The sequence below is a fragment of the Sorangium sp. So ce362 genome (genome assembly GCF_051519845.1).
GTDB lineage: Bacteria > Myxococcota_A > Polyangia > Polyangiales > Polyangiaceae > Sorangium.
This window is the reverse complement of the sequence record NZ_CP150332.1, coordinates 3060111-3085831: the sequence shown is the minus strand read 5'-3', so window position 1 is coordinate 3085831 and position 25721 is coordinate 3060111. Positions and strand designations below refer to the sequence as shown.

Sequence of the window (25721 nt, the reverse complement as noted above, 5' to 3'; positions counted from 1 at the left end):
CCGCGAGAGCGGCTCTCGCGCGAGCCACACGCCCGCTGCGCGCTCGCCCGGCCAGGACGAAGCCTGTGGGCGCGGCGCGGAGGCGACGTTTGCATGCGCGTGGCGAGGCACGTGCATGCAAACGTCGGTTGCTCTCGGCGGAGGGCCGGCCGGCCGCTCCGGCGGGAGCTTAACGGCCCTCGATCGATTGCGACTTGATGTGGAACTCGACGCGCCGATTGCGCTGCCGGCCTTCCGGCGTGTCGTTGGCGACGAGCGGCCGGCGGGAGCCGTAGCCCACGGAGGTGAGCCGCTCCGACTGGATGCCCTTGTTGACCAGGTAGACCCTGACCGCGATCGCCCGGTTGTGCGCGAGCCGGTCGTTGTAGTCGGCGGTGCCCTGGTTGTCGGTGTGCCCTTCGATGCTGAGCAGCTTGATCTCCGGGTTCGCCTTGAGCAGCCGCTCGACCTCGTCGAGGATCGGATAGCTCTGCGGGAGGATCCTGGAGCTGTCGAACTCGAACTCGACCTGCTTCATGATCTCGATCTCGGCGGAGCCCGTGATCCTGCGGATGTAGTACGGGCAGCCGTTCTTCTCGGGATCGTCGACGACGACCTGCCCCGGCTCCTTCGGGCACTTGTCTTCGGCGTCGGGGATGCCGTCCTGGTCCGCGTCCTCCTCGGGGCAGCCGTCGCGATCGTCGATGCCGTCCTTGTCCTCGGGGTCATCGGGGCACTTGTCGACCACATCGGGGATGCCGTCGCCGTCGCGATCGGGCATGTCCGGGCAGCCGTCGCTCGGCTTCGGCTGCTTGCCGTCCTCGGGGTCCTCCGGACAGAGGTCGATGACGTCGGGGTAGCCGTCGCCGTCGGCGTCCTTCTCCGCCTCGATGACGTAGTTGAAGCCGGGCGAGCGGGCGTTGGAGTCGGTGATGCTGAACGAGTAGCCGACGACGGCGACCCCCCGGAAATCGGGGGCGTAGCCGCCGCTCAGCCGGGTGCCCACGCCGGCGCCGGCGTAGAGCGCCTTGTCCTGGGTGAGGGCCATCCTGCCGTTCAGCTGCCACTCGATGGGCGAGGCGTCGAGCTCGCCGAGCGTGTCCTTGAGGAGGCCGAACGAGCCGAAGATCTCGGCCCCGACGCGGATCGTGCCGTCGCGCAGCGGGACGTAGCCGCCGACGCCGTACGTGAGCTCGCTGCCGACGCGGAGCTCGTGGAGCTGCACGGGCGGCCGGATCGCGACGCCGGTGTTGAGGGTGACGAGGAAATCCGTGAAGTCGTACTCGGCGCCGAGGCCGAACGCGCTGCTCACGGTCCGGTCGCCGCCGAAGGAGTAGGTGTTGCCGATGGGCGCGAAGACCGCGGCGGAGAGCCCCAGCCGGAAGCGGCGCTCGTCGAGCTCCAGCGCGACGAGGCGCGCCTCGAGCCGGAGGTCCATGGGGGTTGCGGTCCTCAGGTTGACGCACTGGTTCAGGCCGAGGGACGGATCGGGGTGGCAGGTCTCGTTGCCGTCCTGGAAGACGACGATCGGGAACGAGGCCTGGAGGGCGCCGCGGCCGAGGATCTCGACGCCCGCGTTCAGGTAGGTGATGAGCTGCGAGGTGACGGGTCCGTCGCCTTCGAGCTGCTCCTCGATGGCGAGATCGTCAACGTAGTTGTCGTTGCGGAGCGGGTGGACCGACACGCCCAGCCCGAGCTGCCCGAAGATGCGCGTCTTTTCCCCCATGTGGGGGCGCCAGACCCCGAACCCGTCGTCGGGGGCGCCGGCCATCCTGAGGCGATCGAGGTAGAAGGTCCGCTCCTGCGCGCGCGCGGCGGAGGGCGCAAGCGCGACGAGGGCCGGTGCGGCCAGGGCTGCTGCGGTCAGCGCGCAGCGAAGGCGCGACCGGCGTCGCGGCTTACCGCCCGGCAGGGTTCTTCGATCCATCACGGTGAGCTGTCCTCCAAGCAACGCTCGAGAAACGAGGTTGACGCGGGCGTTCCGCCGCATGCGGGCCGGCGTCCGGGCGGGAGATTACTCGGGCCGGGGGAGGATGTCTCCTGGGTCGAGCCAGGAGGTGCGAGAAGCCCCGCGGAGCGGGCGCGGCTGTGTCCGGGGCGCGCGCGCGGCGGGCGCGGCGGGCGCGGCGGGCGCGGCGGGCGCGGCGGCCAGGAGGCGGGCACGCCGGCGCCTTCGTAAGCGGCGGGGGAGCGTAGCGTGGACGCGCGGCGAACGTGTAGCGTGGGGTGCGTGGCGAAGGTGGAGAGACAGTGCATACGTCGACGCGCGGGCACCCGGATGGCTCTGACATGCGTGGCGGCCGCGCAGGTGAGCTGCGGCCTGCTGCTCGGGCTTGACGACTTCGAAGATGCGCCCCGAGCGAGCGCTGGTGGGACTGGCGCCGGCGGCGAGAGCAGCGGCAGCTCGGGTGCGCCGGGCTGCGCGCACGGCGCGCGCGACTGCGTCGGCGACACGCCGCGGCAGTGCGCAGACGGGGAGTGGGTTCACCAGCGGCCTTGCAGCGGAGAGGCCCCAGTCTGCGCGCAAGGCGGCTGCGTGCCATGCACCGAGGGCGAGCGCGGCTGTGCAGGGAACAGGCCGCAACGATGCGAAGGCGGGGCGTGGATCGAGCAAGCGGCGTGCGTGACACCGCTCCCCGGATGCCGCGATGGGCAATGCGTTCCCACAAGCTGTCAGTTCGGGGAAGCGCCTGGCACCGGGATTGACTGTGGTGCCGACGGGCGTACGGACTGCTGCGCCATGGATGTGGTGCCGGGGGGCACGTTTTACCGGGGCAACAATGACAGATACCCAGCCACCGTCAGCCAGTTCCGGCTAGACAGGTACGAAGTCACCGTGGGGCGATTTCGGGCCTTTGTGGACGCCTTGAAGGGGACGCAGGCCGATCCGCCACCGCCTGGAGCTGGGGAGCGCCCCGGGGTCGCAGACAGCGGGTGGGAATTCGGCTGGACGTCTGCGCTGGCCGCGAACACGACGGAGCTCAAGACACAGCTCGAGTGCGACTACTATCCGACATGGACAGCCACACCAGGCCCCAATGAAAACCGGCCGATCCATTGCGTCACATGGTACGAGGCATTCGCGTTCTGCGTATGGGACGGGGGTCACTTGCCCACCGAGGCGGAGTGGAACTACGCCGCCGCTGGCGGCGCGGAGCAAAGGACATATCCGTGGGGCTCCTCGAGGGAGCCTGGATTCGCTGCGCATGGATGCAGAGGCAACGGCTCCTCTACTGGATGCAACATCTCCGCTTTCCTACCCGTTGGCTCGTTCTCGCCGTCTGGCGACGCCAGGTGGGGCCATGCCGATATGCTAGGGAACACCTCGGAGTGGACCCTGGATTGCAGCGGAGACTATCCAGTACCGTGCGAGAACTGCTCGAACCATGGCTGCTCGGGATCAATTGAACACGTGGTACGCGGAGGGAATGCCATCGCACCGCTCTACGACACAACGTTCAGAAACAGGGAATACCGCACAAGCCGGACTCAGGGCGTACGCTGCGCGAGAAAACCCTAAATAATCAAAGGAATCGGTCCGTAAAATCTAGGCTTCACATGTCCCACGGCCCCGTACCTGCCATACAAATGCACAGCTGAACGCGGCAATCTCGCCACGGGAACACGAGCGGACAGGCCAGCCTCATGAGGCTGGCGACACAAAAGCACCTACCACCGAAGAAGTATGAAACTCTGACCTCCCCGAAGCATATAGCTCAAAGCGGAGTGTTACGTTACCGCTTTGACACCGAGGCGCCGAATGTCAAGTCCAGCAACGGCTGCACCACGGAGCCGTCCTCCGGATCAGGGTTCTCGCTCTCCGACTTGCCGAAGAACATGTAAACGGCATCATCCTGCGGCGCAGCGACCGTGAGGTCCGAGAAGCCATCGCCGTTCACATCTCCCGACGAACCCAGGACAGGCCCAAAACCACCCCCTCGGGCAGGCCTATGGAAGGCCACGTCCGCGCGGTCATTCAGCATCGTTCCCGCACCGCCCATGTAGACGTAAACCGTCCCAGGATCCCCAGCATAATCGCTCGTACCGACCGCAACGTCGCCGAACCCGTCCCCATTCATGTCCCCCGCCGAAGCAACTGCCAGACCGAAATTCGTACCTTCCTTCCCCTCAAGCGTCAAGAATGGGGCGGTATCCAACCCATCAGACCCTCCAACGTATATGTACGCACGATCGAGCCCGTGCGATCCGACGATCACATCCCCGAAGCCATCACCATTCACATCGCCTGCTGAGGAGATTGCGAAGCCGAAATTTGAGTCCTCCATGGGCGCGGCGAGCTCCACGTCTGGCACAGCATCGAAACCAGACCCCCCGAAGTACAGGCCCACCGCCTGACGCCCAAGAGACGAGACAGGCTGAAAAGCTACCATCACATCGGAGAAGCCATCGTCGTTCACATCGCCGGCCGACGATACTGTCGAAGCCATGCTCGACACGTTCATGTCCAGAGAGAGCGCCGTGGGAGGCGAAAGTCGCCCGGAGGAGTGTCCCATGTAGAGGTACGCATAGGGTCCGTCCCACTCCCCTATGATGATGTCGTCGAACCCGTCCCCATTGACATCTCCAGCAGCGGACAGGGTGCTGCCGAATTCCACCCCCTCGTGCGAATCACGAAGACCACCGGAGGATCTGCCAGAAAAAAATGTCGCCGCCATCGCTGAAATAGACCCAGGCCTCGCCCTCCAAGCTGGCGCTGAACGGCGCCCCTACCAGGATGTCCGCGAAGCCGTCGACGTCGCCCGCGCATGAAAGGGCCGCACCGAACCCGCTGACCGAGTCATTCGGCCTTGTTTTCATGCCATTGGGAGTCGCGTCGAACTCCGCCCCGGCGGCTCCGTAGTAGAAGTAGACAGCATTGCTCCGAGTCATCGTGACCGAGATAGCACCCACCCCTCTGTGCCAACGTCGGGTGAGACAGGCTTCTCCTGGAAATCTGTGGTGAGAGGGCGGAGAATGGACCTGACCCGTGCCGAAGCCTTCCCATCTCCGATCCGTCGACCCTACCCCCGCCCCAGCGGCGCAGGGCGCTGCTCCCCGCCCGAGTGGCGTCGCCGTCGAGACCCTGCCGAAGCCGGGCAAGAGGCGGAAGTTCTCGGCGGCTGAGAAGCTGCGCATCGTTCGCGCGGCGGCCGCGTGCACCCAGCGCGGAGACATCGAGGCGCTGCTGCGCCGCGAGGGCATCTACAGCTCCCTCCTGACCGCGTGGCGCAAGCAGCTCGCCCTCCACGGCAGCGAGGCTCTCGCGGGGCGCAAGCCCGGCCGCAAGCCGAAGCACGACGCGAAGGACCGGCGCATCGCCGAGTTCGAGAAGCGCTCGGCCCGGCTGGAGGAGAAGCTCGCGCTCGCTGAGAAGCTCATCGACCTCCAAAAAAAAGTCTCTGCCATTCTGGGCGTCAACCTCACGAACGACGAAGAGCGCTGATGGACGTCATCGAAGAGCTCGATGATCCGCACGTCCCCATCGCGCAGGCGTGTGCGGCACTCGGCGTCAGCCGCGCCACACTCTACCGGCAGACCCAGCCCGCGACGCCGCCCGCGCTGCACGAGCCCGCTCCGAGTCCACGCCGGCTCAGCGACCCCGAGCGGCACGCCGTGCTCGACGTGCTGCACAGCGACGAGTTCGTCGACCAGCCCCCGCCGGAGGTCTACGCGACGCTCCTGTCGCGCGGCGTCTATCTCGCCTCCATCCGCACGATGTACCGGTTGCTCGCGGCGTCCGGCGAGAGCGACGAGCGACGCGCGCAGCGTGGGCCGATGAAGCATGCCAAGCCGACGCTTACCGCCACGGCCCCCAACCAGATCTGGACGTGGGATATCACCAAGCTGCGCGGGCCGCTGCCCGGGGTCTGCTACTGCCTGTATGTCGTCCTCGACCTGTTCAGTCGCATGACCGTCGGCTGGCTGCTCGCCGAGCGCGAGAGCGCGGAGCTCGCCGAGCACCTCTTCGCAGAGACGGTCGCCCGCCACGGCGTCGAGCCCGGCTCGCTCACGGTGCACGCCGACCGCGGCTCCGCGATGAGGTCGGAGGGGCTCGCTCAGCTCCTCGGCTCGCTCGGCGTCGTTCGTAGTTTCAGCCGGCCTCACGTCAGCGATGACAACGCGTTCTCCGAGGCGCAGTTCAAGACGCTCAAGTACCAGCCCGACTATCCGGACCGCTTTGCCTCGCTGGCTCATGCACGAGCGTGGTGCCAGGAGTTCTTCAACTGGTATAACGACCTTCATCAGCATTCTGGCCTTGCGCTCTTCACACCTGCTGATGTATTCTACGACCGTGTCGACGAGATCGCGGCCCGTCGACAGGTCGCCCTCGACGCGGCCTACGCCGCGCATCCGGAACGCTTCCCGAACGGCCCGCCCGTCGTGCGCAGACCGCCTGCCTCGGTAGTCATCAACCCGCTGTCCGTGGACGACGCCGCCTGCGAGGCCGCGGCGCCGCCGCACACGGGCACGACCTGCGACGCGTCCGAACCTGGCGCCACGTCCACCGCCGCGGCGCGACCTCAACCGCTCACATCCCAGAGCCGGAACGCGTCCCTCAACGCGATCCACTCATAGGACTATCGTCCGGCCTGTCTCAAACGTGTTGGCAACTTCCGCACCGCGATATCATCATAATCATCCGCATTGAAATCGCACCTCACCCGACCGACGTTGAACCACCGCACAGGAGAGAACGGAGAGCACTCTCCTTGCGAACAGGCCCGCACTCGCCAATAATAGCGTCTTCCGACAGGCGGAAGCAGCTCCCCTTCCAGATCGGAATCGAGCTGGTACTCGGCTCGCGTGGAGAAAATCGTTGCAGCATCAGCCATCGTCGGGTCGGTGCTGTACTGGAGTTCGTACTCGATCGGCCAGTCCGTCCCCGCCGTCGAAGCTTCCCATGCGAACCTGGGGCGTCGCGATCCGCTCTTCCGCATCGTGCCGACATCTGCACCGTTCATGGGAAGCCTCGGGACCGGCACAGTCGGGACCAGACCCGCATCTGCGCCGCCCGTCGTTATCGACGCCCCGCTGCCAGAGTCCGCCGTCGAGCCACCGACGCCCGAGCCTGCCGCGTCGGCGAACTCATCGAGGCCGAAGATCATTCCGCAGCTGAAGGACGTTCCAAGAAGCGCAATCGTTCGCGATGGCTACAACAGGATGCTTGTTCATGCGCTTCTTCTGAGGCGAGTGCGTCCCGCTAATTTTGGCTCTCTTTTAGGTTTGGTGGAAGCGTGGCCACGTGTGAACAGGTTGCAGCGAGAGACCTGAACAGCAGAGATGAATCAGCGCGATGAGGGAGGAGGCTCCGTGGAGGCCGTAGGACCGTCGCGTGATGGTGCGCACCTTGCCATTGGTGCCTTCCGAGCGTGCGTTCGACAGCCCGCTCGCGACGTAGGCGACGATGCCGTCGAGATGGTGACCAATCGTTCGCGCCGCTTTGGCGAAGGGCTTGAGACCCGAGTGCGTGGCCCACGACATCCACTCTTCGAGTTTCGCCAGTACGACATTCGGCTGACGCCGATCGAGAATGGCTGCGAACGACTCCTTGAGCAGGTAGGCGCGGTAGAGCGTCGCGTTCGTCTTCGGCAGTTCCGTCAGCTTCGCTTGCTCGATTGCAGTCAGATTCCAAGGGTTCTTCTGCAACGCGAATCGGGTATGCTTCAGCGCGCTGCGGTCTTCGGGGTCTTCGATTGTCCTCACTTCTGCACGGCGTACTTCGTCGAGCGCGTCATGAACCAGCCGCTGGACATGAAAGCGGTCAAAGATGATCTGCGCGTTCGTCGCCGACTCCGAGACCGCCGAGATGTACGCTTTCGACATGTCGATCGTGACCGCCTGGATGAGCGCGCATCGCTCCGAGCCGAGCTCTTGGAAGAAGGCCCGGAGCGTGTCGGCGTTCTTCCCCTCTCGCGCCCAGACCACGCGCCCGGTGACGTGGTCGACCACGATGGTCACGTACTTGTGGTGTTTCCTGTAGGAGAGCTCGTCGATGCCGATGTGCGTGAGCCCGTCGAGGATGTCGCGGGGAAGCCGCCGCTCGACCACGCGACTAATGATTGCACCGACCGTCGCCCACGCGACGCGCATCATCGTCGAGACGACGGTCTTCGAGGTCATCTGCGCCAGGTAGCCGACCGTCTCCTCGAAAGCGTGCGTGAACCAGCTCATCGGGTCGGCCCACGGCACCATCTCGGTAGTCACTCCGCACCGCGGGCAACGCAACCGCCGCGGCGAGTACCGGAGCTCCAGCGACATCCCCGCGAGGTCGAGGTGACGCCAGCAACGCGGTTTCCGCTGGTCGTACACCTTCCTCACCGGGCGACCGCACCCTCCGCAGCGAGGGATCTCCGTGGTCGGCTCGACGTCGCAGACCAGCCCGTCCGCCGTGAATTGCGCGCCCGTGACGCGAGTGAACTTGATTCCGAGGACATTGTTGAGCAGAGTGGTCGCGCGCACAGCCGATCGGGCTCCAAGGGTTGGTGTCGTAACCCCCGAGGTAGCCCGTCGGCTGTGCGCGTTCCATCCCCAATCGCACCGCGCCATTCCTGCGCCGAGCTCGCCCGCAACGCCGCGGGGGCCGGGACCAGGTCACGCAGCCGCGCTTCCACCAAACATCTCGGAGAGCCCTAATTTTGGCGTGCGGATGCCTCCACCCCTGCGGATCTCCGCAGCAACGGATTCGCTTCACGCTGGCGACGGCCGTCGCACTGCTCGACTGTGCATGCATCGGCTGTGCATGCACCGACGGCCATCATTTTCAGCCAGCATGGAACCTCACCCCAACGACTCGGATGACGACATCAGTCATCACTGAACGGTGGGGGGAACAACGACCTCGTTGATAGGCTGAAAGCCAGCTCCAGCTGGGTATGCATACGAGACCAGCTGGTGATTCTGGATCGCGCCCCAGCCCCAAACGGTAACGCCGAACGGAAGCTCACTAATCATCTCACGACGTCCGTTCGAGCAGTCAGCAAACCCCTCGAAGTTCCCGCTTACGATATTAACGCGCGTGTACTGGTACCCATCGATATCCTCCCAGCCGGTGAGCGGTCCGGCACAATCAAGCTCCACGTCAGCAAACGAGCCATCGCGCTTGGATGGCGTCCGAACGACCACGAGGCTCGTCTCAGGAAAGTTGGGATCGGTAAAGAACACGTAATAGTCCAAGAACTGGATCGGAGGAACAACGTTCACCCACTCGGGGTCGCCTTCTCTACCGAACGGCACACCACCCGTCATGTAGGCGCCCAGATAGAAGGGATTGTTCGAGCTCTGGCTCTTGACCGTGAACGGACCGCTAGCGTTGAACTGGTATGTTTCACCCGATTTGATCGCTGTGGGGGCGCCTTCCGGAGCGCTCGGGATCCATGTCAATTCCGTATCGTCCACCATGCCGACAATACGCCAGGGGGGAGCCTCGTCGTCGTTCCCACCACGCCCGCGATAACGCACGCCGACGTACTCATTGCCCGTCGCACGAACCGGCGCGATCTGCTGCTGAGCAGCATCACAATCATTCACATCATCGGGCACCTTCATGCACTCATGCCCGCCGAAGACCCCCACAGGCTTCGTCGACGCGATAGGGCTCCCGGTCAGCTCAGCCTGCTGAGTGATCTGCAGAAACTCACCCACACCGAGAGTGTATGTCACAGGCTCATTCGCCTCAGAACCCACCACATTGTCTCCCTCTTCGATTGCAACACGGGGAAGAAGGGTCACCTCGGTATCGTCCTCGTAGGCGACAATGTCCAAGGATGGGGACCCGTAGGCAGGAGCTCCAGAGTAGCCATAGGCATTGATTGCTACGTAGTTATCGTCCCAGGCACTCGTCGGGATGAGCAGGGTCGCCGACGAGAGCGCCACACCTGAGCTACTGAACGGGGCCATCTGGTAAGCGACAACCGGATAGTCCGTCGAGATGTGGAAGGCACTCCCTCGACCCGTACCACGGACTCCGACTTCGTCCTGAATTGCTGCCACTGCGGGGTCGGGGCAATCGTCAGCAGTGGACCCTCCGAAGGGATTCCTGGCAAGAAACAGAACAGCTACCTCGCCTACACCAAGACCAGCTGAAGGATCATAGGGCCGATACGTAGTCGTGGCGCCTTGCGTCTCCGGAATAAAGATGAAGTCGGAGGGCAAGTCGGGGTTCGTCAGCTCGTTCCCCTGGTACTCCACGGTGATTCTTACGGGCATTTCCCACGTGTTGGCCACGAATGAAGCGAAGCACGTCCCGCTTCCATTGTTCACCATGGCCGTCTTCAGCGCCCAGTAGTCGCATCCATACGAGCTCTTCGACCTCCTCGCCGCCTCGCATGGATCCGGTATGCACTCCGCGTTGACGCACCCCTCTTCCGGCCCGCAAGCATGCAGCTCCGCGCCGTTGCAGCTGATGACCTTCTTCAGATCGTTGGAGCACGTCGCCTCGCACTGCCCTCCCTGCCCGAAGGTCCCCGTGCTCCCCCCCGCCTCCCCGCCCGCGCCGCCGGTGCCGGTGGTACCCGCCCCGCCGGGACCCGAGCCGCTGCCGGTGAGCTCTCCACGGTACGAGTCCGAGCACGCGGCGAACGAGCCCGTCACACCGGCTGCCGCTGCAAAAACCCCCACAATCGCGTGTCGACGGTATCTAACTATGTTCGCCATCTCTACAGGGCTCCTTCCCCCACAAGCATCCTGAAAACTTTGCGACTGCGAGCGTAACACGGTTCGACCGCCCTGGGGAGGCTCGCGAAAGCGCAGGCGATTTTTCGGCGGCCTCATGAGAGAGGGTTGCAGGTTTCAGGAATGCAATGCGCGCCCGACCTCGCACCCTCTCCCTCTAGCACCCGGACGGACAGAGAGGCCCTGTTCAGCGAGCCGTCCTCGCACCCCTCCTTGGTAGGACGAGGTGGTCCGTCGCTTTCGAATCCCGCGACTTCCACGCACCTCGCCCCTACTCCCGCTCATGATCGTCATCGCTCTCCGCCGCCGCACCCGCCCGGCCGCTGCCGAAGACACGGAAGAGCACATACAGCGACGGGAACAGCAGCACGAAACCGACGCCGAGGACCCAGACAAGCAATCGCAACGTCCTCGGGTTCGCCGCTGCCCCCGCGAGCGTCACGTCCGGCACCACCAGGAACGGGTACTGCGAGGCTGCCCACCCCAGCAGGATCAGCGTGACCTGCGCCGCGGCCGCGAAGCGCGCCAGACGGAAGCGGCGCGTCCACAGCCCGTAGAACGCCGCGGTGGCCGCGACGCCCGTCGTGAGGTGAAGCGGCCACGTGATCGGATGATCCGTCAGCCCGTGTCGGATGAGCGGGGCGCCCCGGAACGAGGCCGCGAAGGACGCAAGCGCGAGCGCCGCGACCACGCAGCCCGAGGCGAGCGCCCGCCGCCGGAAGTCGTCGACCAGCGCTGGCTCCGCCGCCTCGTTCGTCAGGTAGACCGCCGCGAGGAACGCAAAGAGCGCCAGCGCGAACAGCCCGACCACGAACGGAAACAGCGAGAGCCACGGCGCGAAGAAGCCGCTCGTCACCACCCCCGACGCCACCCGGATCTGCCCCGACGCCACCGCGCCGACGATCATGCCGAGCAGCACCGGCGCGGTCACGCTCGCGAGCGAAAAGACGAGCCCCCAGCGCTTCTGCCGCCGATCGCGCCGCGAGTCGTAGCTGCGGAAGCTGAACGCCGAGCCGCGGAACACGACCCCCACGAGGAACAGCGTGAGGGGGACGTGCAGCGCGACCGAGATCGCCGCGAACGCCGGAGGAAACGCGGTGAAGAGCAGCACCACGACCAGGATGAGCCAGACGTGGTTGGCCTCCCAGATCGGGCCGATGACCCGCTCGATGAGCGCTCGCTGCTCCTGCTTCCGCGGGCCGGAGGCGAGGAGATCCCAGACGCCCCCGCCGAAATCCGCCCCGCCGAGCAGCGCGTACAGCACGAGCGCCACCACCATCACCCCGCCAAGGAGCCACTCAACGACCATCGGCCACGCCTCCCCCGAGCGCCCCCGGCTCGCCGCCGCCCGTCGCCCGGTCCCCGCGCGGTCCGCCGCCGCCCGTCGCCCCGCCCCCGTGCGGTCCGCCGCCGCCCGTCACCGCGAGCGGCGCCGCGCGGAGCTGGCGCACGAGCAGGTAGACCACCACGACGCCGAGGAAGACATAGAGCGCCGTGAACATCCAGAAGGGCGCCGCGAGGTGCGGGAACGGGGTCACCGCGTCGCGCGTGCGCATCGCGCCCCGCACGATCCACGGCTGGCGGCCGAACTCGGTCACAAGCCAGCCGGCCTCCATCGCCACGATGCCGAGCGGGCTCGCCAGGACCACCGCCCAGAGGAACGGGCGCTGATCCGGGATCCCCCGCCGGCGCAACGCGAGCCCCGCCGCGACCACCGCGAGCAGCGCCATCGCGGAGCCCGCGCCCACCATCACCTGAAACGAGAGGTGCGTCGCCGTCACCGGCGGCCACTCGTCGCGCGGGATCGCGTCGAGCCCGGGCACCACCGCGTCGGGATCGGCGTGCAGGAGCATCGACAGCCCCCCCGGGATCTCGAGCGCGTAGTCGACCTCGCGCCGCTCCACGTCGGGCAGGCCGCCGACGAGCAGCGGCGCGCGGGCCGAGGTCTCGAAGTGCGCCTCCATCGCCGCGAGCTTCGCAGGCTGCCTCCTGCCGACCTCCACCGCCGCGAAGTGGCCGACGAACGGCTGAGCCAGCGCCGTCACCCCGGCGATCGCGAGCGTCACCGCGAACGCCTTCCGGAACAGCGGGCTCCTCGGGTGCCGCAGGAGCACCAGCGCGTGGATCCCCGTCATCACGAACGCGGTCGCCTGATAGCACGCGAGGATGCCGTGCAGCGTCTCGTGCTTCCACGGCGGGCTGAACATCGCCGCCAGCGGGTCGATGTCGGCCGGGCGACCGTCGACCATCGTGAACCCGGCAGGGTCGTTCATGCACGCGTTCACCAGGATCACGAAGAACGCCGAGAGCGCGCCGCTCAGCGCCACGAGCGCGCCCGAGAGCAGGTGCAGCTTCGGCGGGAGCTTGCCGCGCCCGTAGAGATAGATGCCGAGGAAGATCGCCTCCGTGAAGAAGGCGAACCCCTCGAGCGAGAACGGGAGCCCGATCACCTCGCCGAACGTCCCCATGAAGCTCGGCCACAGGAGGCCGAGCTCGAACGAGAGCACCGTCCCCGAGACGGCGCCCACCGCGAACAGGATCGCGGTCCCCTTCGCCATGCGCTTCGAGAACTCGAGATAGTCGCGATCGCCCGTCCGATGCCAGAGCGCGTCCGCGATGACCATGATCAGCGGCAGCGCCACCCCGGCGGCCGCGAAGACGATGTGAAATCCCAGCGAGAGGCCCATCTGGGCCCTGGCATAGAGGAGGCTGTTCATGAGGCCCCGTACGGCTCCCTTCTCAGTGCGACCGCGACCGGCTGCGTGTCCGCTTTCCCGCGGGGCGGCCCGCGCGCTCCCGCGGACAATAGGGAGGGTCGCGCAGGGGACAAATAGGGGTGAACCCGGCTAAGCTTCCGGCCGATGCAGACCCTTGTCGAGCTCGTCGCGAAGAAGCGTGACGGCGGGCGGCTGTCCGAGGACGAGATCGCGCGGCTCGTCCGCGCCCTCGGCGACGGCGAGCTCGCCGACTACCAGATGAGCGCGCTGCTCATGGCCATCTTCTTCCGTGGCATGGACGACGCGGAGACCGTCGCGCTCACCCGCGCGATGCTCCACTCGGGCGACGTCCTCGATCTGTCCGGCGTGCCCGGCCGGAAGGTCGACAAGCACTCGACCGGCGGCGTCGGCGACAAGGTCTCGATCTGCCTCGCCCCCCTCGTCGCGGCCTGCGGCGTCCCCGTCCCGATGGTGTCCGGTCGCGGCCTCGGCCACACGGGCGGCACGCTCGACAAGCTCGAGGCCATCCCGGGGTTCGACGTGGCGCTCGACGTCGGCGCGTTCGCGCGCATCGTCCGCGAGGTGGGGACGTGCATGATCGGGCAAACCGAGCGGATCGCGCCCGCGGACAAGCGCATCTACGCGCTGCGCGACGTGACGGCCACGGTCGAGTCGATCCCGCTCATCGTCGCCAGCATCCTCTCGAAGAAGCTCGCGGAGGGCATCGACGCGCTCGTGCTCGACGTCAAGGTCGGGCGGGGCGCGTTCATGAAGACCCAGGACGACGCCCGCGCGCTCGCGACCGCCCTCGTGCGCGTCGGGACCGCGGCCGGCAAGCGCGTCTCCGCGCTGCTCACCGACATGAGCGCCCCGCTCGGGCGCACCGTCGGCAACGCCATCGAGACCCGCGAGGCGATCGAGGTGCTGCACGGGCGCGGGCCGGGCGACCTCGTCGCGTGCACGCTCGCCCTCGGGGAGGAGATGCTGATCGCCGGCGGCGCCGCGGCGAGCGCGGCCGAGGCGCGGACGAAGCTCGAGGCCGCCATCGCGAGCGGCGCCGCGGCCGAGGTCCTCGCGCGGATGATCGCCGCCCAGAAAGGCGATCCGGCCGTGGTGAACGACCCCGGGCGGCTGCCCGCCGCCCCCGTCGTGGTCGACGTCGCGGCCCAGGACGAGGGGTACGTCGTCGCCGTCGATCCGCTGGAGATCGGGCTCTCCGCGGTCGCGCTCGGCGCCGGGCGGACGCGCGCCGACCAGCGCGTGGACCCCGCCGTGGGCATCGAGCTCGCCGCCGTGCGCGGCGATCGCGTGGACCGCGGGGCGCCCCTCGCCCGCGTCCACGCGCGCCGGGCGGACGACGCGCGCGTCGCGGCCGATCGCGTCCGCGCGGCCTTCCGGCTCGGCCCGGCGCCCGCCGAGGCGCCCGCGCTCGTGCTGGAGCGGATCGACGCCTAGGCGGCTCGCGGCCGCCGCGCCGCCCAACTAAGCTGCCGTCCATGCGAAGCCCGAGACGCGACCTCACCACGCTCGGCTACCGGCGGATCATCCAGCTCCTCGTCTACCTGGTCATCGTCCCCGGCGTGCTCCTGTCGGGCGTCGGCTTCCTCCTGCTCGTCCTCGGCGAGGCCCAGTACAACCTCATCATGGGGATCCTGGTCCTCACGTTCTGCGGGACGCTCGCGACCGGGGTCATCCTCGTCTGGGTCTTCCTCCGGCGCGAGCGCAACCTGTCCGAGCTCCAGGCCGATTTCGTGTCCAAGGTCTCGCACGAGCTGCGCACGCCGCTCACGTCGATCCGGATGTTCACCGAGACGCTCAAGCTCAGGCGCGGCGACGCGCACAGCGAGGATCGCTGCATCGACGCGCTCACCAAGGAGAGCGCCCGCCTCCAGCAGCTCATCGATCGGCTGCTCGACTGGGGGCGGATGGAGAGCGGCCGGCGCGTCTACGAGCTCTCGGAGCACCACCTCCGGCAGGTCGTCGACGAGGCGATCCACGCCTTCGAGCCGACCCGCGAGAAGCGCAGCGTCGAGCTCGACATCTCCGTCGACGCGAACCTGCCGCCCGTGTTCTGCGACCGCAGCGCGCTCGTCGACGCGATCGTGAACCTCCTCTCGAACGCCTACAAGTACGGCGGTCAGCCGAGGACGATCAGCGTCTCCGCCCAGGTCCACAACCGGTCGGCGCAGATCACGGTCCGCGACAACGGCAAGGGCATCGCCCGCAAGGAGCACAAGCGGATCTTCGAGAAGTTCTACCGGGTCGACGACCTCCTCGCGCGGCAGCAGGAAGGCTCCGGGCTCGGGCTGTCGATCGTCAAGCACGTCGTCCGGGCGCACAGGGGCAGGATCCTCGTCGACAGCGAGCCCGGGAAGGGCAGCACGTTCACGCTCGTGCTCCCGCTCCGGGGCGCGCAGAGGGCGAGCGCCGCCGGGAGACACCCGCCCGACGCCGCGCACAACGTCGCCGCGGCGCACCCCGGAGCGGCGGAGCAGGGCGCCGGAGCGAACGCGCCGCGGTAGGCGCGGCCGTCTCCGGTCCGGACATGAACATGCTAGAGGTCGTGCTCAGCATGACCCGGAACCCTCAAGCACCGGCGCGGACCGTCCTGCTCGTCGAGGACGATCCCAGCATCGCTATGGGTCTCGAGATGAACCTGACCGCCGAGGGCTACCGCGTCATGGTGGCCGAGGACGGCGAGCGCGGGCTCGCGCTCGCCCGCGCCGGCGGGATCGACCTCATCATCATCGACGTGATGCTCCCCCGCCTGAACGGCTTCGAGCTGCTGCGCATCCTCCGCAACGAGCGGCGCACCCTGCCGGTGATCATGCTGTCCGCGCGCGGCGCCGAGATGGACAAGGTGATGGGCCTCGAGCTCGGCGCCGAGGACTACATCACGAAGCCGTTCAGCCTGGCCGAGCTGCTCGCCCGCGTGAAGGCGGTGCTCCGGCGCGACGCGATCGCGCGCGCCGACGGGGCGCAGCTGCGCGCCGGCGACGTCGTGATCAACGCGGCGACGCGCGAGGTCCGCCGCGGCGAGGAGCTGCTCGAGCTCACGGCGACCGAGTTCGACGTCCTGCTCTGCCTCGCCGAGGCCGGCGGCCGGGTCCTGTCCAGGGAGCAGATCCAGGCCAAGGTGTGGGGCCCGACCCACCACGGGACCCCGCGCACCATCGACAACTTCATCCTCCAGCTCCGCAACAAGCTGGAGGAAAACGCGACCTCGCCGCGCCACATCCTGACGGTGCGCGGCGTCGGCTACCGCTTCGTCCCCTGATCGCTCGGCTCGCCCGCCAGGCCGCGCACAGCCTGCACGCGCAGGCGCGTGTTCCAGGCGGCACGTGGGCCTCGCGGGCGCCGCGCGCGACGCGGGAGCCCGGCCGGAGTCGCCCGGCGGGCGCGGCCCTTCAGGGCGCCTGACAGAACTTGTTGATGTTGTCGACGAGGGGATCTTCCTGCTTGATCGCCTTCTCGATCGCGGCCTGGGCCGTGTTGCTCTTCTCGGCGTCGTTCGCGTCCGCCGCCGTCGCGAGATCGCGCGCCGCCTTGGCGACCTCCTTCGCCATGGCCTGGTACTCGCCCGAGAACTTCTGCAGCTCCGGGGTGGTCAGCTTCACCTGCGCCGCGTCGGCCGCCACCTTGTCCATCGCCTCGGCCATCGTCTTCAGCTCGCTCGACCCGCCCTGATCGGCGCCGGTCTTCGTGCCCTTCTCGATGCTCTGGACGCCCTTGTTGATGACCTCGATGAGCGCGTTGCACTCCGAGACCTTGTTCTGGCCGCAGCCGCCAGCGCCGGCGACGAGCCCGAGCGCGGCGACGAGCGCTGCGAGGGTGACCTGGGTGCGCATTCTGCTGTGTCTCCTCATGTGGTGAGCGAGGCCGGTCCGCCCATCCCTGAACGCCACGGCATGAACCCACATTTTGCGGGTATGTTTCAACATGGAATCGGCGTCCCGCGTCAGCGGGCGCCGCACCGGTCATGACCGAACTCGCCAGTTGCCCTGGAAAGTTCGACCGATGTCGTCAGCTGTCGGATCCGTGATGATGAGCTCCGGCCGGCCGCCTTGCGCGAACACGATCGTGTTCTGCCGGAAGACGCGGCCGAAGGCGATCGCCTCGTCCCGGTCCATGCCGTGGACGAGCCAGGCCGGCTCGCGCCAGATGCCCTCCGGCTCCGCCTCGGATCCGACGCACGGCTCCACCCGGTAACATCCGAGGATCAGGAGATCGCGGAGGACGTGGTGGCGCTGATCGTTGACCCGGCGGGGGATGAGCATCGATCGCGGGTTGTAGGCGGTGAGCACGGCGAATTTGCGGGTCAGGAGCTCGGGGAGCCCGGCCTGATCCTGGACGATCTCGCCGTCGAGCGAGACGCGCAGCGTCCCCGCCGCCGTGGGGAACTCGTAAATGGTCGAGAAATACGACCGGAGGAGCGTCTGATCCATCGTGGAGCGGTGGGTGTGAGGGGGCCGCGGCGCTCGGCGCACCGGGTGCGTCGCCTTGCAGAGGGGCCCATGGCGTGAGCGCCCGGGCCGCCGGGCGCGACGGCGGAGGGTTACCAGAGACGCGCGGCTCTGGCTACTCGCCGGCGTCCCGCGGCGGCGAGTCGCCAGAGCCGCGCGGAAGCCCGGCGCGCGCTTCCCCTGCCCCGCCCGGTGCGCTAAGCGTTCCGCGCGATCGCCCGGCCTGTCCGCCGCGCGTCGCGCCGACCGCCCTGACCCCTTGCGCCCTGATGTCCCGATGATCGAGGTCGAGCACCTCTCCAAGTCCTACGGCCCCCACCAGGCGGTGAGCGATCTCTCCTTCCGGGTGAGCCAGGGCGAGATCGTCGGGTTCCTCGGGCCGAACGGGGCCGGCAAGAGCACGACCCTCCGCATCCTCGCGGGGTTCCTCGGCGCGACCACCGGCCGGGTGCGGGTCGCCGGCCACGACATCGCCGAGGAGCCGATGCGCGCGCGGGCGTCGCTCGGGTACATGCCCGAGACCTCGCCGCTCTACCCGGAGATGCGCGTGGCGGAGTACCTCGCCTTCCGCGCCGAGCTGAAGCTCGTGCCGCGGCGCGCGCGCCGCGACGCGGTCGCGCGCGCCCTCCGCGACGCGCGCATCGAGGACGTCGCGAGCATCATGATCGGCCACCTCTCGAAGGGCTACCGCCAGCGGGTCGGCCTCGCGGACGCGCTCGTCAGCGACCCGCCGCTGCTCATCCTGGACGAGCCGACGGCGGGCCTCGATCCGAACCAGATCCGCGAGGTGCGCGCGCTCGTGCGCCGGCTCGGCCCAGGCCGCACGGTGCTCCTCTCGACGCACATCCTCTCCGAGGTCGAGGCGACGTGCACGAGGGCGCTCGTGATCGCGCGCGGCAGGCTGGTCGCGGAGGGCTCGATCGACGAGATCCGCGCGAAGCGCCGCTCGTCCGGCGTGCGCGTCGCCGTGCGCGGCGCGGCCGACGCGGCGCTCGCGGCGGCGCGCGGGGCGGCGGGGGTCCGCTCGGCCGAGGCGGAGGCGGCCGGCGACGCGGCGCGGCTCACGGTCGAGTTCGACGCCGGCGCCGACGCGGGCGACGCCACCGAGCGCCTCGTGAGCGCGCTGGTCGGCGCGGGCCTCGGGGTGCGCGAGCTCGTCCCCCACGCCCCGTCGCTGGAGCAGGTGTTCTCCGAGCTGACCGCCACGGACGACGAGCCCGGCGCGGCGGGCGATGGCGACGGGCCGCGGCCGGCGGCCCGGAAGAAGGGGCGCGCGGCGCGGCGCGATGAAGGAGCGGCGCGGTGAGGGGCTTCTGGCCGATCTTCAAGCGAGAGCTCTTCTCGCTCTTCGTGACGCCGCTCGCGTGGGTGCTGATCACCACGTTCCTGCTCGTGCAGGGCGTGCATTTCTTCCTGATCGCGACCCAGTTCGCGGGCGAGGTGGAGCTCTCCGCCGACACGGGCCCGGTGCAGGTCTTCTTCGGCCAGACGATCCTGATCTACCTGCCGCTGCTCTTCGTGTGCCCGCTGCTCACGATGCGGCTCTTCGCCGAGGAGCGCCGGAGCGGCACCATCGAGGCGCTCCTCACGGCGCCGGTGGGCTCCGCCGGCGTCGTGCTGGCGAAGTACGCCGCGGCGCTCGTGACGTACGTCGCGATGTGGGCGCCGACGCTGCTCTACGTGGTCCTCATCGCCCGGACGGGCGAGCTCGACTGGCGGGTCGTGGGGTCGAGCTACCTCGCCGTCGTCGCGGTCGGCGCCGGCTACCTCGCGATCGGGACGATGACGAGCGCGCTCACGAAGAGCCAGCTCATGGCCGCGGTGCTCAGCACGATGGCGGTGATGGGCCTGTTCATCCTTGGCATCGGGGAGTTCATCTTCCCGGACGGCCCGGCGCACGAGCTCTGCGCCTACGTCTCGGTGTGGACGCAGATGAACGACTTCTCCCGCGGGATCGTCGACCTGCGCCGGCTCGTGTTCGACGGGACGGTGATCGCGCTGCCGCTGTTCGTGACCGTGCGCGCGGTGGATGCGTGGAGGTGGGGCTGATGGGCGAAGAGCGGCCCGATCGCGCTCCTCCTGGCACCCCGCTCGGCGAGAAGCTCTCGACGAGCGTCGGGATCATCGCGGCGATGGTGCTCGCGGTGCTCGTCAACCTGCTCGTCGCGCGCCACTACAAGCGCTGGGACTGGACGCAGGGCGGCCTGTACACGCTGAGCGACGCGACCGTCTCGACGCTGCGCGCGCTCGAGGAGCCGATCCGCGTTTACGTCCTGCTCTCCGAGGCCGACCCCCTGACGCTCTCGGTGCGGCACCTGCTCGACGCGTACCGGGCCGAGACGACGCGGCTCGAGGTCGACGTGACCGATCCCGACCGGCGCCCCGCGGAGTTCCTCGCCGTGCAGCAGCGCTACGGGGTCGTCGCGGGCAAGACGGAGGACGGGCGCATCGTCACGGACGCGGCGATCATCGTCGCGCGCGGGGATCGCCCCCATTTCCTCACCGCGAGCGACCTCGTCGAGGTCGAGGACGAGGACGACCTGCGGGCGCGCCCGCGGCTCGAGCAGGCGCTGACCGGCGCGATCCGGAGCGTCGTCCGCGCCGATCGGCCGAGGGTCTGCTTCGCGAGCGGCCACGGCGAGAAGTCGATCGAGGTCGGCGGCGCCGGCGGGCTCGCGGCGCTCAAGGACCGGCTCAACAAGAACAACTACGAGGTCGTGGAGCTCGGCGGCGGCCGCGGCGGTCACGACCACGGCGACGACGAGGAACCCGGCGCCGCGCCGAAGGAGCCGGCGCCCGAGGTCGATCTCGGCCGCTGCCGGGTGCTCGTCCTCGCCGAGCCGAGCCAGCCGGTGCCCCCCCGCGACGTCGCCCGCTACCGCGCGTTCATCGAGCAGGGCGGCAGCGCGCTGCTCGCGCTCGGCCCGGTGCCGGACGAGAGCGATCAGCGGTACGTGGATCTCGGGCTCTCGGGCCTGCTCGCCGTGGCGGGCGTCGAGCTCCGGTCGGACTTCGTGTTCGAGCTCGACCCGAAGCTCCGCTCGACGCAGGGCTTCGGCGAGACCTTCTCGCCCCTGGTGAGGCCGCACCCGATCACCGAGGGGCTCGTCAAGGTGGCCGATCAGGGGCTCGGCCCGGTGCTCACCGTGGCCAGCTCGCTCGCGCCCACGACGAGCGGGCCCGTGGCCCCGGCGCCGCTGCTCGTCACGAGCGACAGGGCCTTCGGCATGGTCGATTTCTTCGGTTGGGCCCGGGATCCGTCCGAGCCACAGCCGCGCGACGGCGATCACCGGGGGCCGCTCACGATCGCCTACGCCGCGGAGCTGCCGAAGCCCGCGGGGTCCAGCGCCGCGCACGGGCCGCGCGTCGTGGTGGTCAGCTCGCCCAGCGCGCTCTACGGCGCGAACTGGCAGAGCCCTGAGCTCCGCGGGACGGCCGTGTTCGTCGAGAGCGCGCTGTCCTGGCTCGCCGCGAGCCCGCCCATGCTCGACATCCCCGACAAGCCCGCGGTCACCGCCGGCCTCCGGCTCAGCGAGGACTCGCTCGCCGGCATCTTCCGCTACGTCATCGTCTACATGCCGCTCGCCGCGGCCCTCTTCGGCCTCGCCGTGCACCTCGCGCGGCGCGGCTCCGAGCGCCGCCCCGGCGACAAGGGCGGCCCCGGCTCCCCCGCCGGGCGCGGATCACCGGGCGGGACCGAGCGCGAAGGGGCGTCGTGATGCGGCGCCTCCGCCGGCACGCGACGACGCTGATCCTTGTCGCGCTCGCCGCCGCGGCGGCCGTCGCGCTCCTCGTGCTCGACCGGGGCTCGGTGTCCACCGACGAGGCCGAGCGCCGCAAGAAGCACCTGTTCGAGGCGTGGCGCGCCGACGAGATCACCGAGCTCACCGTGACGATGGCCCCGCCCGGCGCGCCGCCCGCCGCGCAGCAGACGGCCCGGCTCACCCGCGGCGACGTCAACGACGCCGGCCAGCGCCCGTGGAACGTCGAGATCGACGGGCAGCGCTACCCCGCCGACGAGCCCACGGTCGACCAGCTCCTCGGAACGCTCGAGTTCGCGACGGCGGAGCGCCGCGTCTCCGAGGAGGCGAGCGATCGGGCCGCCCTCGGCCTGTCCGCGCCCCGGCTCACGATCGCCCTCACGATGGGCCCGCGCCGCGAGCGGCTGCTGCTCGGCGGCAGCGCCCCCACGCCGCCCGGCGCGGTCTACGCCGAGGTCGCCGGCCGCGGCGTCTTCGTCGTCACGAAGCAGCTCGCCGCGACCCTCGACGTGCCGCCGGATCGCTTCCGCTCCCGGAGCTTCGTCCCCTACGTCCCGGCCGAGCTCTCGGGGCTCACGCTCGACGGCGAGGGCGGCTCGCGGCGGTTCGTGCGCGCCCCGTGGGGTGGCGGCCGCGGCGCCGGCTTCCGCTTCGCCGAGGGCTCGCCCGAGGGCAGCGGCGTCCGGGTCAGCGCGCCGGCGCTGGATTTCGTGCTCTCGGCGCTCGGCCGCATGCAGGCCGAGGCGTTCCTCTCCGAGGAGGAAGCGGCGCAGGCCGCGGCCTCCGGCGGCCTCAGGGTCACGCTGACGCTCCTGCCGAGCGATCCCTCGGCGAAGCGCGGCGTGATCGACGTCGGCGGCGCCTGCCCGGGCAAGCCCGACCACGTCGTCGCGACGCGGCGCGAGCCCACGCGCGCGGCCGCCTGCGTGCCCGCAAGCGTGCTCGATCCGCTCACCGAGGAGGCCGCGCGCTTCGTCGATCTCGCCCTCATCGCCGCGCCGCTCGACGAGGTCGCCGAGGTGAAGCTCGCGGCCGGCGAGCGCGGCGCGCGCTCGCTGGAGCTCGCGCGCACCGGCAGCGAGTGGCACCTGCGCGCCCCGCAGGACCGCCCTGTCCCGACCGAGACGGGCCGCGCCCTGGTGCAGGCGATCCTCGGCGTCCGCGCGGCGCGCCTCCTCCCCACGGCGAGCTCCCCGAAGGCGCTCGGCCTGGATCCGCCTCGGGCCACCCTTCGCGTCGTCTCGACGCCGGCGTCCGCCGGCGAGGGCGAGCCGCAGGAGCGCATCGAGACGCTCGAGATCGGCGCCGAGCAGGCCGGCGTCGTGCACGTCCGGCGGCTCGAGGACGGCGCGATCGCCGAGGTCCCGGCCCCGGCCGCTGACGCGCTCCTCCCCTCCGAGGTGTCGCTGCGCTCCATGGAGGTGTTCGATTTCGCGCCGGATCAGATCAACGCGCTGCGGATCGAGCGCCCCGGCCTGGTCCAGCGGCTCCGCCGGACGAGCGAGGGCGCCTGGCAGCTCGTCGCGCCGAGCGGCGTGGGCCTCGCGGCCGACGGCGGGCTCGCGGACGAGCTCGCCGGGCAGCTCGCCGGCCTCAAGGCCGAGCGCTGGGTCGCCGCGGACGCCGGCCAGAGCTACGGGCTCGGCGCGCCCCGGCTCGTTGTCGAGGCCGAGCTGACCGCCGCGCTGGAGCCGGGCGCGGGCGCCTCCGACGCGGCGGCGCGCGCGGCCCGGGTGGAGCTCGGCGCGCACGCTGGCGCAGGCTCGTTCGCGCGCACCGGCGACAGCGCCGCGGTCTTCGTCGCGCCGCCGGCGCTCGAGGCCGCGGCCGGGCGCCTGCTGCTCCGCCGCGACGTCTTCCTCGTCCCTCCTGAGGACATCGCGCGGGTGACGCTGTCCCCGCGGGACGGGAAGCCGGTCGTGCTCGAGGGCTCGCCGCGCGGCCTCACCGTCGCGGGGGCGGCCGACCAGGCGAGCGCCACCACGACCGCCGCGCGCGTCCTGGACGCCCTCGCCGATCTACGCGCCGAGGGCGCCGTGGCCCTGGGCCAGCCGGAGCGGCAGCACGGCCTCGGCCCGCCGCGGCTCCGGGTCACCATCGAGCTTGCCCGGCCGCAGGCCGCGCCCGCGGGCGAAGGCGGCGCGAGCCCGCCGCGCTCGTCGGAGGGGTCGTTCACGATCGCGATCGGCGCGGGCGACGCTTTCCGCGGCACGAATGTCTTCTATGCCCGTCGCGACGGCGTGAGCGCGGTCTACGCCATCGCGCAGTCCAGGGTGCGACCGCTCCTCGAGGCGGCGGGCGTCGCGGGCGTCGACTGACGCGGCGCTGAGCGAGCGGACTGTTTCGTACTATTTCGTTCTGGCGGCGCACCTGTGCTAGGCGACGTGGTGGACATGGCGAAGGCGGACATGGCGAAGCGGCAGCGCCCGCTGACGGTCGACATCCCCCGTCCCGGCGATGAGCAGCCGGTCTGGTCGCGGATCGGGGTGATCGCGCTCGTGGGGTTCGTCGTGGGCGTCGCCTGGCCCAGGCTCGCCGGGGTCCGCATCGGCCCGAGCGTCCCCGGCGACCCCAAGGCGACCGCCGAGACCGCGGCAGCGGCCGCGGCGCCCTCCCCAGCAGCTGCCGTGCCCGGGACGGCGGAGCCCGACGCCACGGCGCCGGAGCCCGCGAAGAACCAGCAGCAGGTCGTGGTCGGCCCCGGCAGGATCACGCGCTGCTCCGACAAGAAGAACAAGAAGATCGAGAACTGCGGAGAGCTCCAGTTCGATCCGATCGCGCTGCCCCGGCTGAAGGAGCTCGCCCAGTGTCCGGCGGCGCTCGGCGTCGACGGCAAGCTCCCGATCGGCTTCGAGCTGAATTTCGAGAAGAAAGAGGTCCAGGTCGTCAAGGGAAAGAAGGCGAGCCTGCCCTCCTCGACGATCAGCGGCATTCTCCAGTGCGCCGCGCGCGAGTTCTCGAACGTCTCCCTCGAGGAGGTCCCGCACAAGTACCGCCGCTACTCCCTCGTGTACACCGCCACGTTCCATCCCCCGGGCGCGCAGGCCGAGGCCGCGAAGGCGGACGCCGGCGGCGAGGTGCAGGAGCCGGCCGCCGGAGCGACCACGAGCGAGAGCGCAGCGAGCGGCCTGGCCACGGTCAGCTGGGACACCGCGCTCGTCCGCGGGGTGCCCAAGGAGGGCGATGTGGTCATGCGCCTCGTGCGTGGGACGCGCGTCAAGCTCGTTGGCCGGCAGAACGACTGGTACAAGGTCGAGCACCGGGGCAAGACGGGCTGGATCTACCGCGGCGCCATCGGCCTTTAGCCGAGCGAGGCGCGAGCCGGCGGGCGCGCGCGGGCGGCGCCAGACGCGGATTCAAGGCCTGCGCCCGGGCGAACGCGCGTCGGTTCGCGTAGAATGGCGGGGTCCGATGACGCGCAAGCTGTCGCTCCCGCTGATTCCCCTGGGCCGATCCGCGGACATCGCGGCGTCTGCCGCCGCGAAGCCCACGGTCGACGCGGTGCGCGACCGCCTCGGCGGGCGCGCGTCGACCGAGCCAGGTGTGGGTGAGCTGGTCCTCCTGACCACCGCCGCGAGCAAGGCGCTGCCCGGGGTGGTCCTCTTCAGACGTGGCGCCACGGTCGACGTGTGGGTTGCCTCCCCCGAAGCAACGTCATCCGCCCCGGACAAAAATAAGCCCTCTGTTTCTGTGCGATCCATGACCCACCGGGGCCTGGTTCACCGCGCCCGCACAGCGGACATCGCGCCGTTGCGCGTCCCTGCCCTGGAGTCGCTCATGGCCGTCGCTGCGGATGCGCGCGTCTTTGCCGCCCTGAGCGAGGGCCAGCGCATCCGGTTCCAGGACGGCGGCGAGCTGGCGGAAGGCACGCTGGTCGAGAAATGCCGCTTCGGAGGCCTGGTGCAGCGCGACGACGGGGGCATCGTCGGCGTCGGTTTCCGCCGGCTCTGGCCGGCGCAGGCCGAAGGCGCCACGCGGAACTGAGGAACTGAGAGGCTATCGCAGGCTCGCCAGCCCCCTGGCGCAGCGCTGGCGACCCACGTGCGGCTTGTACCTCCATCACGAACGCGATAAGAGGAGCAGCGTCATCGTAGCTCGCGCGCTGCGCGGCCCGATTGGAGGATACCGCC

19 protein-coding genes and 1 pseudogene are annotated in these 25721 nt (G+C 69.6%); 11 read left to right on the top strand and 9 right to left on the bottom strand.

Features of this window, described 5'->3' with window-relative positions:
• Positions 1-169: 169 nt before the first annotated feature.
• Positions 170-1906 carry an OmpA family protein gene (locus tag WMF17_RS12290; RefSeq protein WP_437604244.1) on the bottom strand — a complete coding sequence of 579 codons (1737 nt, stop codon included), beginning with the start codon at positions 1904-1906 and terminating at the stop codon, positions 170-172.
• A gap of 351 nt (positions 1907-2257) precedes the next feature.
• Here WMF17_RS12290 and WMF17_RS12285 point away from each other — a divergent pair, with 351 nt between their 5' ends.
• The gene (locus WMF17_RS12285; RefSeq protein ID WP_437604243.1) at positions 2258-3499 is read left to right on the top strand and encodes a formylglycine-generating enzyme family protein; all 1242 of its coding nucleotides are present in this window, start codon (positions 2258-2260) and stop codon (positions 3497-3499) included.
• A gap of 214 nt (positions 3500-3713) precedes the next feature.
• On the opposite strand, the gene WMF17_RS12280 is transcribed toward WMF17_RS12285, so the two are convergent.
• Together WMF17_RS12280 and WMF17_RS12275 are read right to left on the bottom strand one after the other, a co-directional pair.
• A complete protein-coding gene (locus WMF17_RS12280) occupies positions 3714-4595 on the bottom strand; it encodes a VCBS repeat-containing protein (RefSeq protein ID WP_437602226.1) in 882 nt (293 codons plus the stop codon).
• 13 nt (positions 4596-4608) lie between these two features.
• The gene (locus tag WMF17_RS12275; protein ID WP_437649545.1) at positions 4609-4869 is read right to left on the bottom strand and encodes a hypothetical protein; all 261 of its coding nucleotides are present in this window, start codon (positions 4867-4869) and stop codon (positions 4609-4611) included.
• A 187-nt stretch (positions 4870-5056) separates the two neighbouring features.
• Between WMF17_RS12275 and WMF17_RS12270 the strand changes: the two are divergent.
• Positions 5057-6396, top strand: a pseudogene (locus WMF17_RS12270) (IS3 family transposase); the annotation flags it as partial.
• An 801-nt stretch (positions 6397-7197) separates the two neighbouring features.
• Here WMF17_RS12270 and WMF17_RS12265 read toward each other — a convergent pair.
• From WMF17_RS12265 to WMF17_RS12250, 4 genes are all read right to left on the bottom strand, one after another.
• Entirely contained in the window at positions 7198-8526 is a 1329-nt protein-coding gene (locus WMF17_RS12265) for an ISL3 family transposase (protein WP_437644356.1), read from the bottom strand.
• A 264-nt stretch (positions 8527-8790) separates the two neighbouring features.
• Complete coding sequence (locus WMF17_RS12260) at positions 8791-10632, bottom strand: IgGFc-binding protein (RefSeq protein WP_437602224.1); 1842 nt, start codon at positions 10630-10632, stop codon at positions 8791-8793.
• A 289-nt stretch (positions 10633-10921) separates the two neighbouring features.
• Positions 10922-11959: a cytochrome d ubiquinol oxidase subunit II gene (locus WMF17_RS12255; protein WP_437649543.1), complete on the bottom strand. Its 1038-nt coding sequence runs from the start codon at positions 11957-11959 to the stop codon at positions 10922-10924.
• Positions 11949-13367 carry a cytochrome ubiquinol oxidase subunit I gene (locus tag WMF17_RS12250; protein WP_437649541.1) on the bottom strand — a complete coding sequence of 473 codons (1419 nt, stop codon included), beginning with the start codon at positions 13365-13367 and terminating at the stop codon, positions 11949-11951. Before WMF17_RS12250 ends, WMF17_RS12255 begins: the two co-directional genes overlap by 11 nt.
• Before the next feature lie 144 nt (positions 13368-13511).
• Here WMF17_RS12250 and WMF17_RS12245 point away from each other — a divergent pair, with 144 nt between their 5' ends.
• Genes WMF17_RS12245 through WMF17_RS12235 form a run of 3 tightly spaced genes read left to right on the top strand, consistent with a single transcriptional unit; the run spans position 13512 to position 16644 of the window.
• Positions 13512-14822, top strand: a complete 1311-nt coding sequence (locus WMF17_RS12245; protein WP_437649539.1) for a thymidine phosphorylase — start codon at positions 13512-13514, stop codon at positions 14820-14822.
• A gap of 41 nt (positions 14823-14863) precedes the next feature.
• Entirely contained in the window at positions 14864-15889 is a 1026-nt protein-coding gene (locus WMF17_RS12240; protein ID WP_437649537.1) for a sensor histidine kinase, read from the top strand.
• A gap of 50 nt (positions 15890-15939) precedes the next feature.
• Positions 15940-16644 (top strand): response regulator transcription factor, encoded by a 705-nt coding sequence (locus WMF17_RS12235; RefSeq protein WP_437649535.1) that lies wholly within the window; start codon positions 15940-15942, stop codon positions 16642-16644.
• 130 nt (positions 16645-16774) lie between these two features.
• Here WMF17_RS12235 and WMF17_RS12230 read toward each other — a convergent pair whose 3' ends face one another.
• Together WMF17_RS12230 and WMF17_RS12225 are read right to left on the bottom strand one after the other, a co-directional pair.
• Complete coding sequence (locus WMF17_RS12230; RefSeq protein ID WP_437602218.1) at positions 16775-17215, bottom strand: hypothetical protein; 441 nt, start codon at positions 17213-17215, stop codon at positions 16775-16777.
• Between the two features lie 129 nt (positions 17216-17344).
• Positions 17345-17812, bottom strand: a complete 468-nt coding sequence (locus WMF17_RS12225) for a DUF3293 domain-containing protein (protein WP_437489968.1) — start codon at positions 17810-17812, stop codon at positions 17345-17347.
• A 277-nt stretch (positions 17813-18089) separates the two neighbouring features.
• Here WMF17_RS12225 and WMF17_RS12220 point away from each other — a divergent pair, with 277 nt between their 5' ends.
• From WMF17_RS12220 to WMF17_RS12195, 6 genes are all read left to right on the top strand, one after another.
• Positions 18090-19136 carry an ABC transporter ATP-binding protein gene (locus tag WMF17_RS12220; RefSeq protein WP_437649533.1) on the top strand — a complete coding sequence of 349 codons (1047 nt, stop codon included), beginning with the start codon at positions 18090-18092 and terminating at the stop codon, positions 19134-19136.
• Positions 19133-19879 carry an ABC transporter permease gene (locus tag WMF17_RS12215; RefSeq protein WP_437602216.1) on the top strand — a complete coding sequence of 249 codons (747 nt, stop codon included), beginning with the start codon at positions 19133-19135 and terminating at the stop codon, positions 19877-19879. Before WMF17_RS12220 ends, WMF17_RS12215 begins: the two co-directional genes overlap by 4 nt.
• Complete coding sequence (locus WMF17_RS12210; protein ID WP_437649531.1) at positions 19879-21549, top strand: GldG family protein; 1671 nt, start codon at positions 19879-19881, stop codon at positions 21547-21549. The genes WMF17_RS12215 and WMF17_RS12210 overlap by 1 nt, the downstream gene beginning before the upstream one ends.
• The gene (locus WMF17_RS12205; RefSeq protein WP_437649529.1) at positions 21549-23909 is read left to right on the top strand and encodes a DUF4340 domain-containing protein; all 2361 of its coding nucleotides are present in this window, start codon (positions 21549-21551) and stop codon (positions 23907-23909) included. Before WMF17_RS12210 ends, WMF17_RS12205 begins: the two co-directional genes overlap by 1 nt.
• 75 nt (positions 23910-23984) lie before the next feature.
• Positions 23985-24896 (top strand): SH3 domain-containing protein, encoded by a 912-nt coding sequence (locus tag WMF17_RS12200; RefSeq protein ID WP_437602213.1) that lies wholly within the window; start codon positions 23985-23987, stop codon positions 24894-24896.
• Between the two features lie 106 nt (positions 24897-25002).
• Positions 25003-25575 carry a hypothetical protein gene (locus tag WMF17_RS12195; RefSeq protein WP_437602212.1) on the top strand — a complete coding sequence of 191 codons (573 nt, stop codon included), beginning with the start codon at positions 25003-25005 and terminating at the stop codon, positions 25573-25575.
• Positions 25576-25721 lie beyond the last annotated feature (146 nt).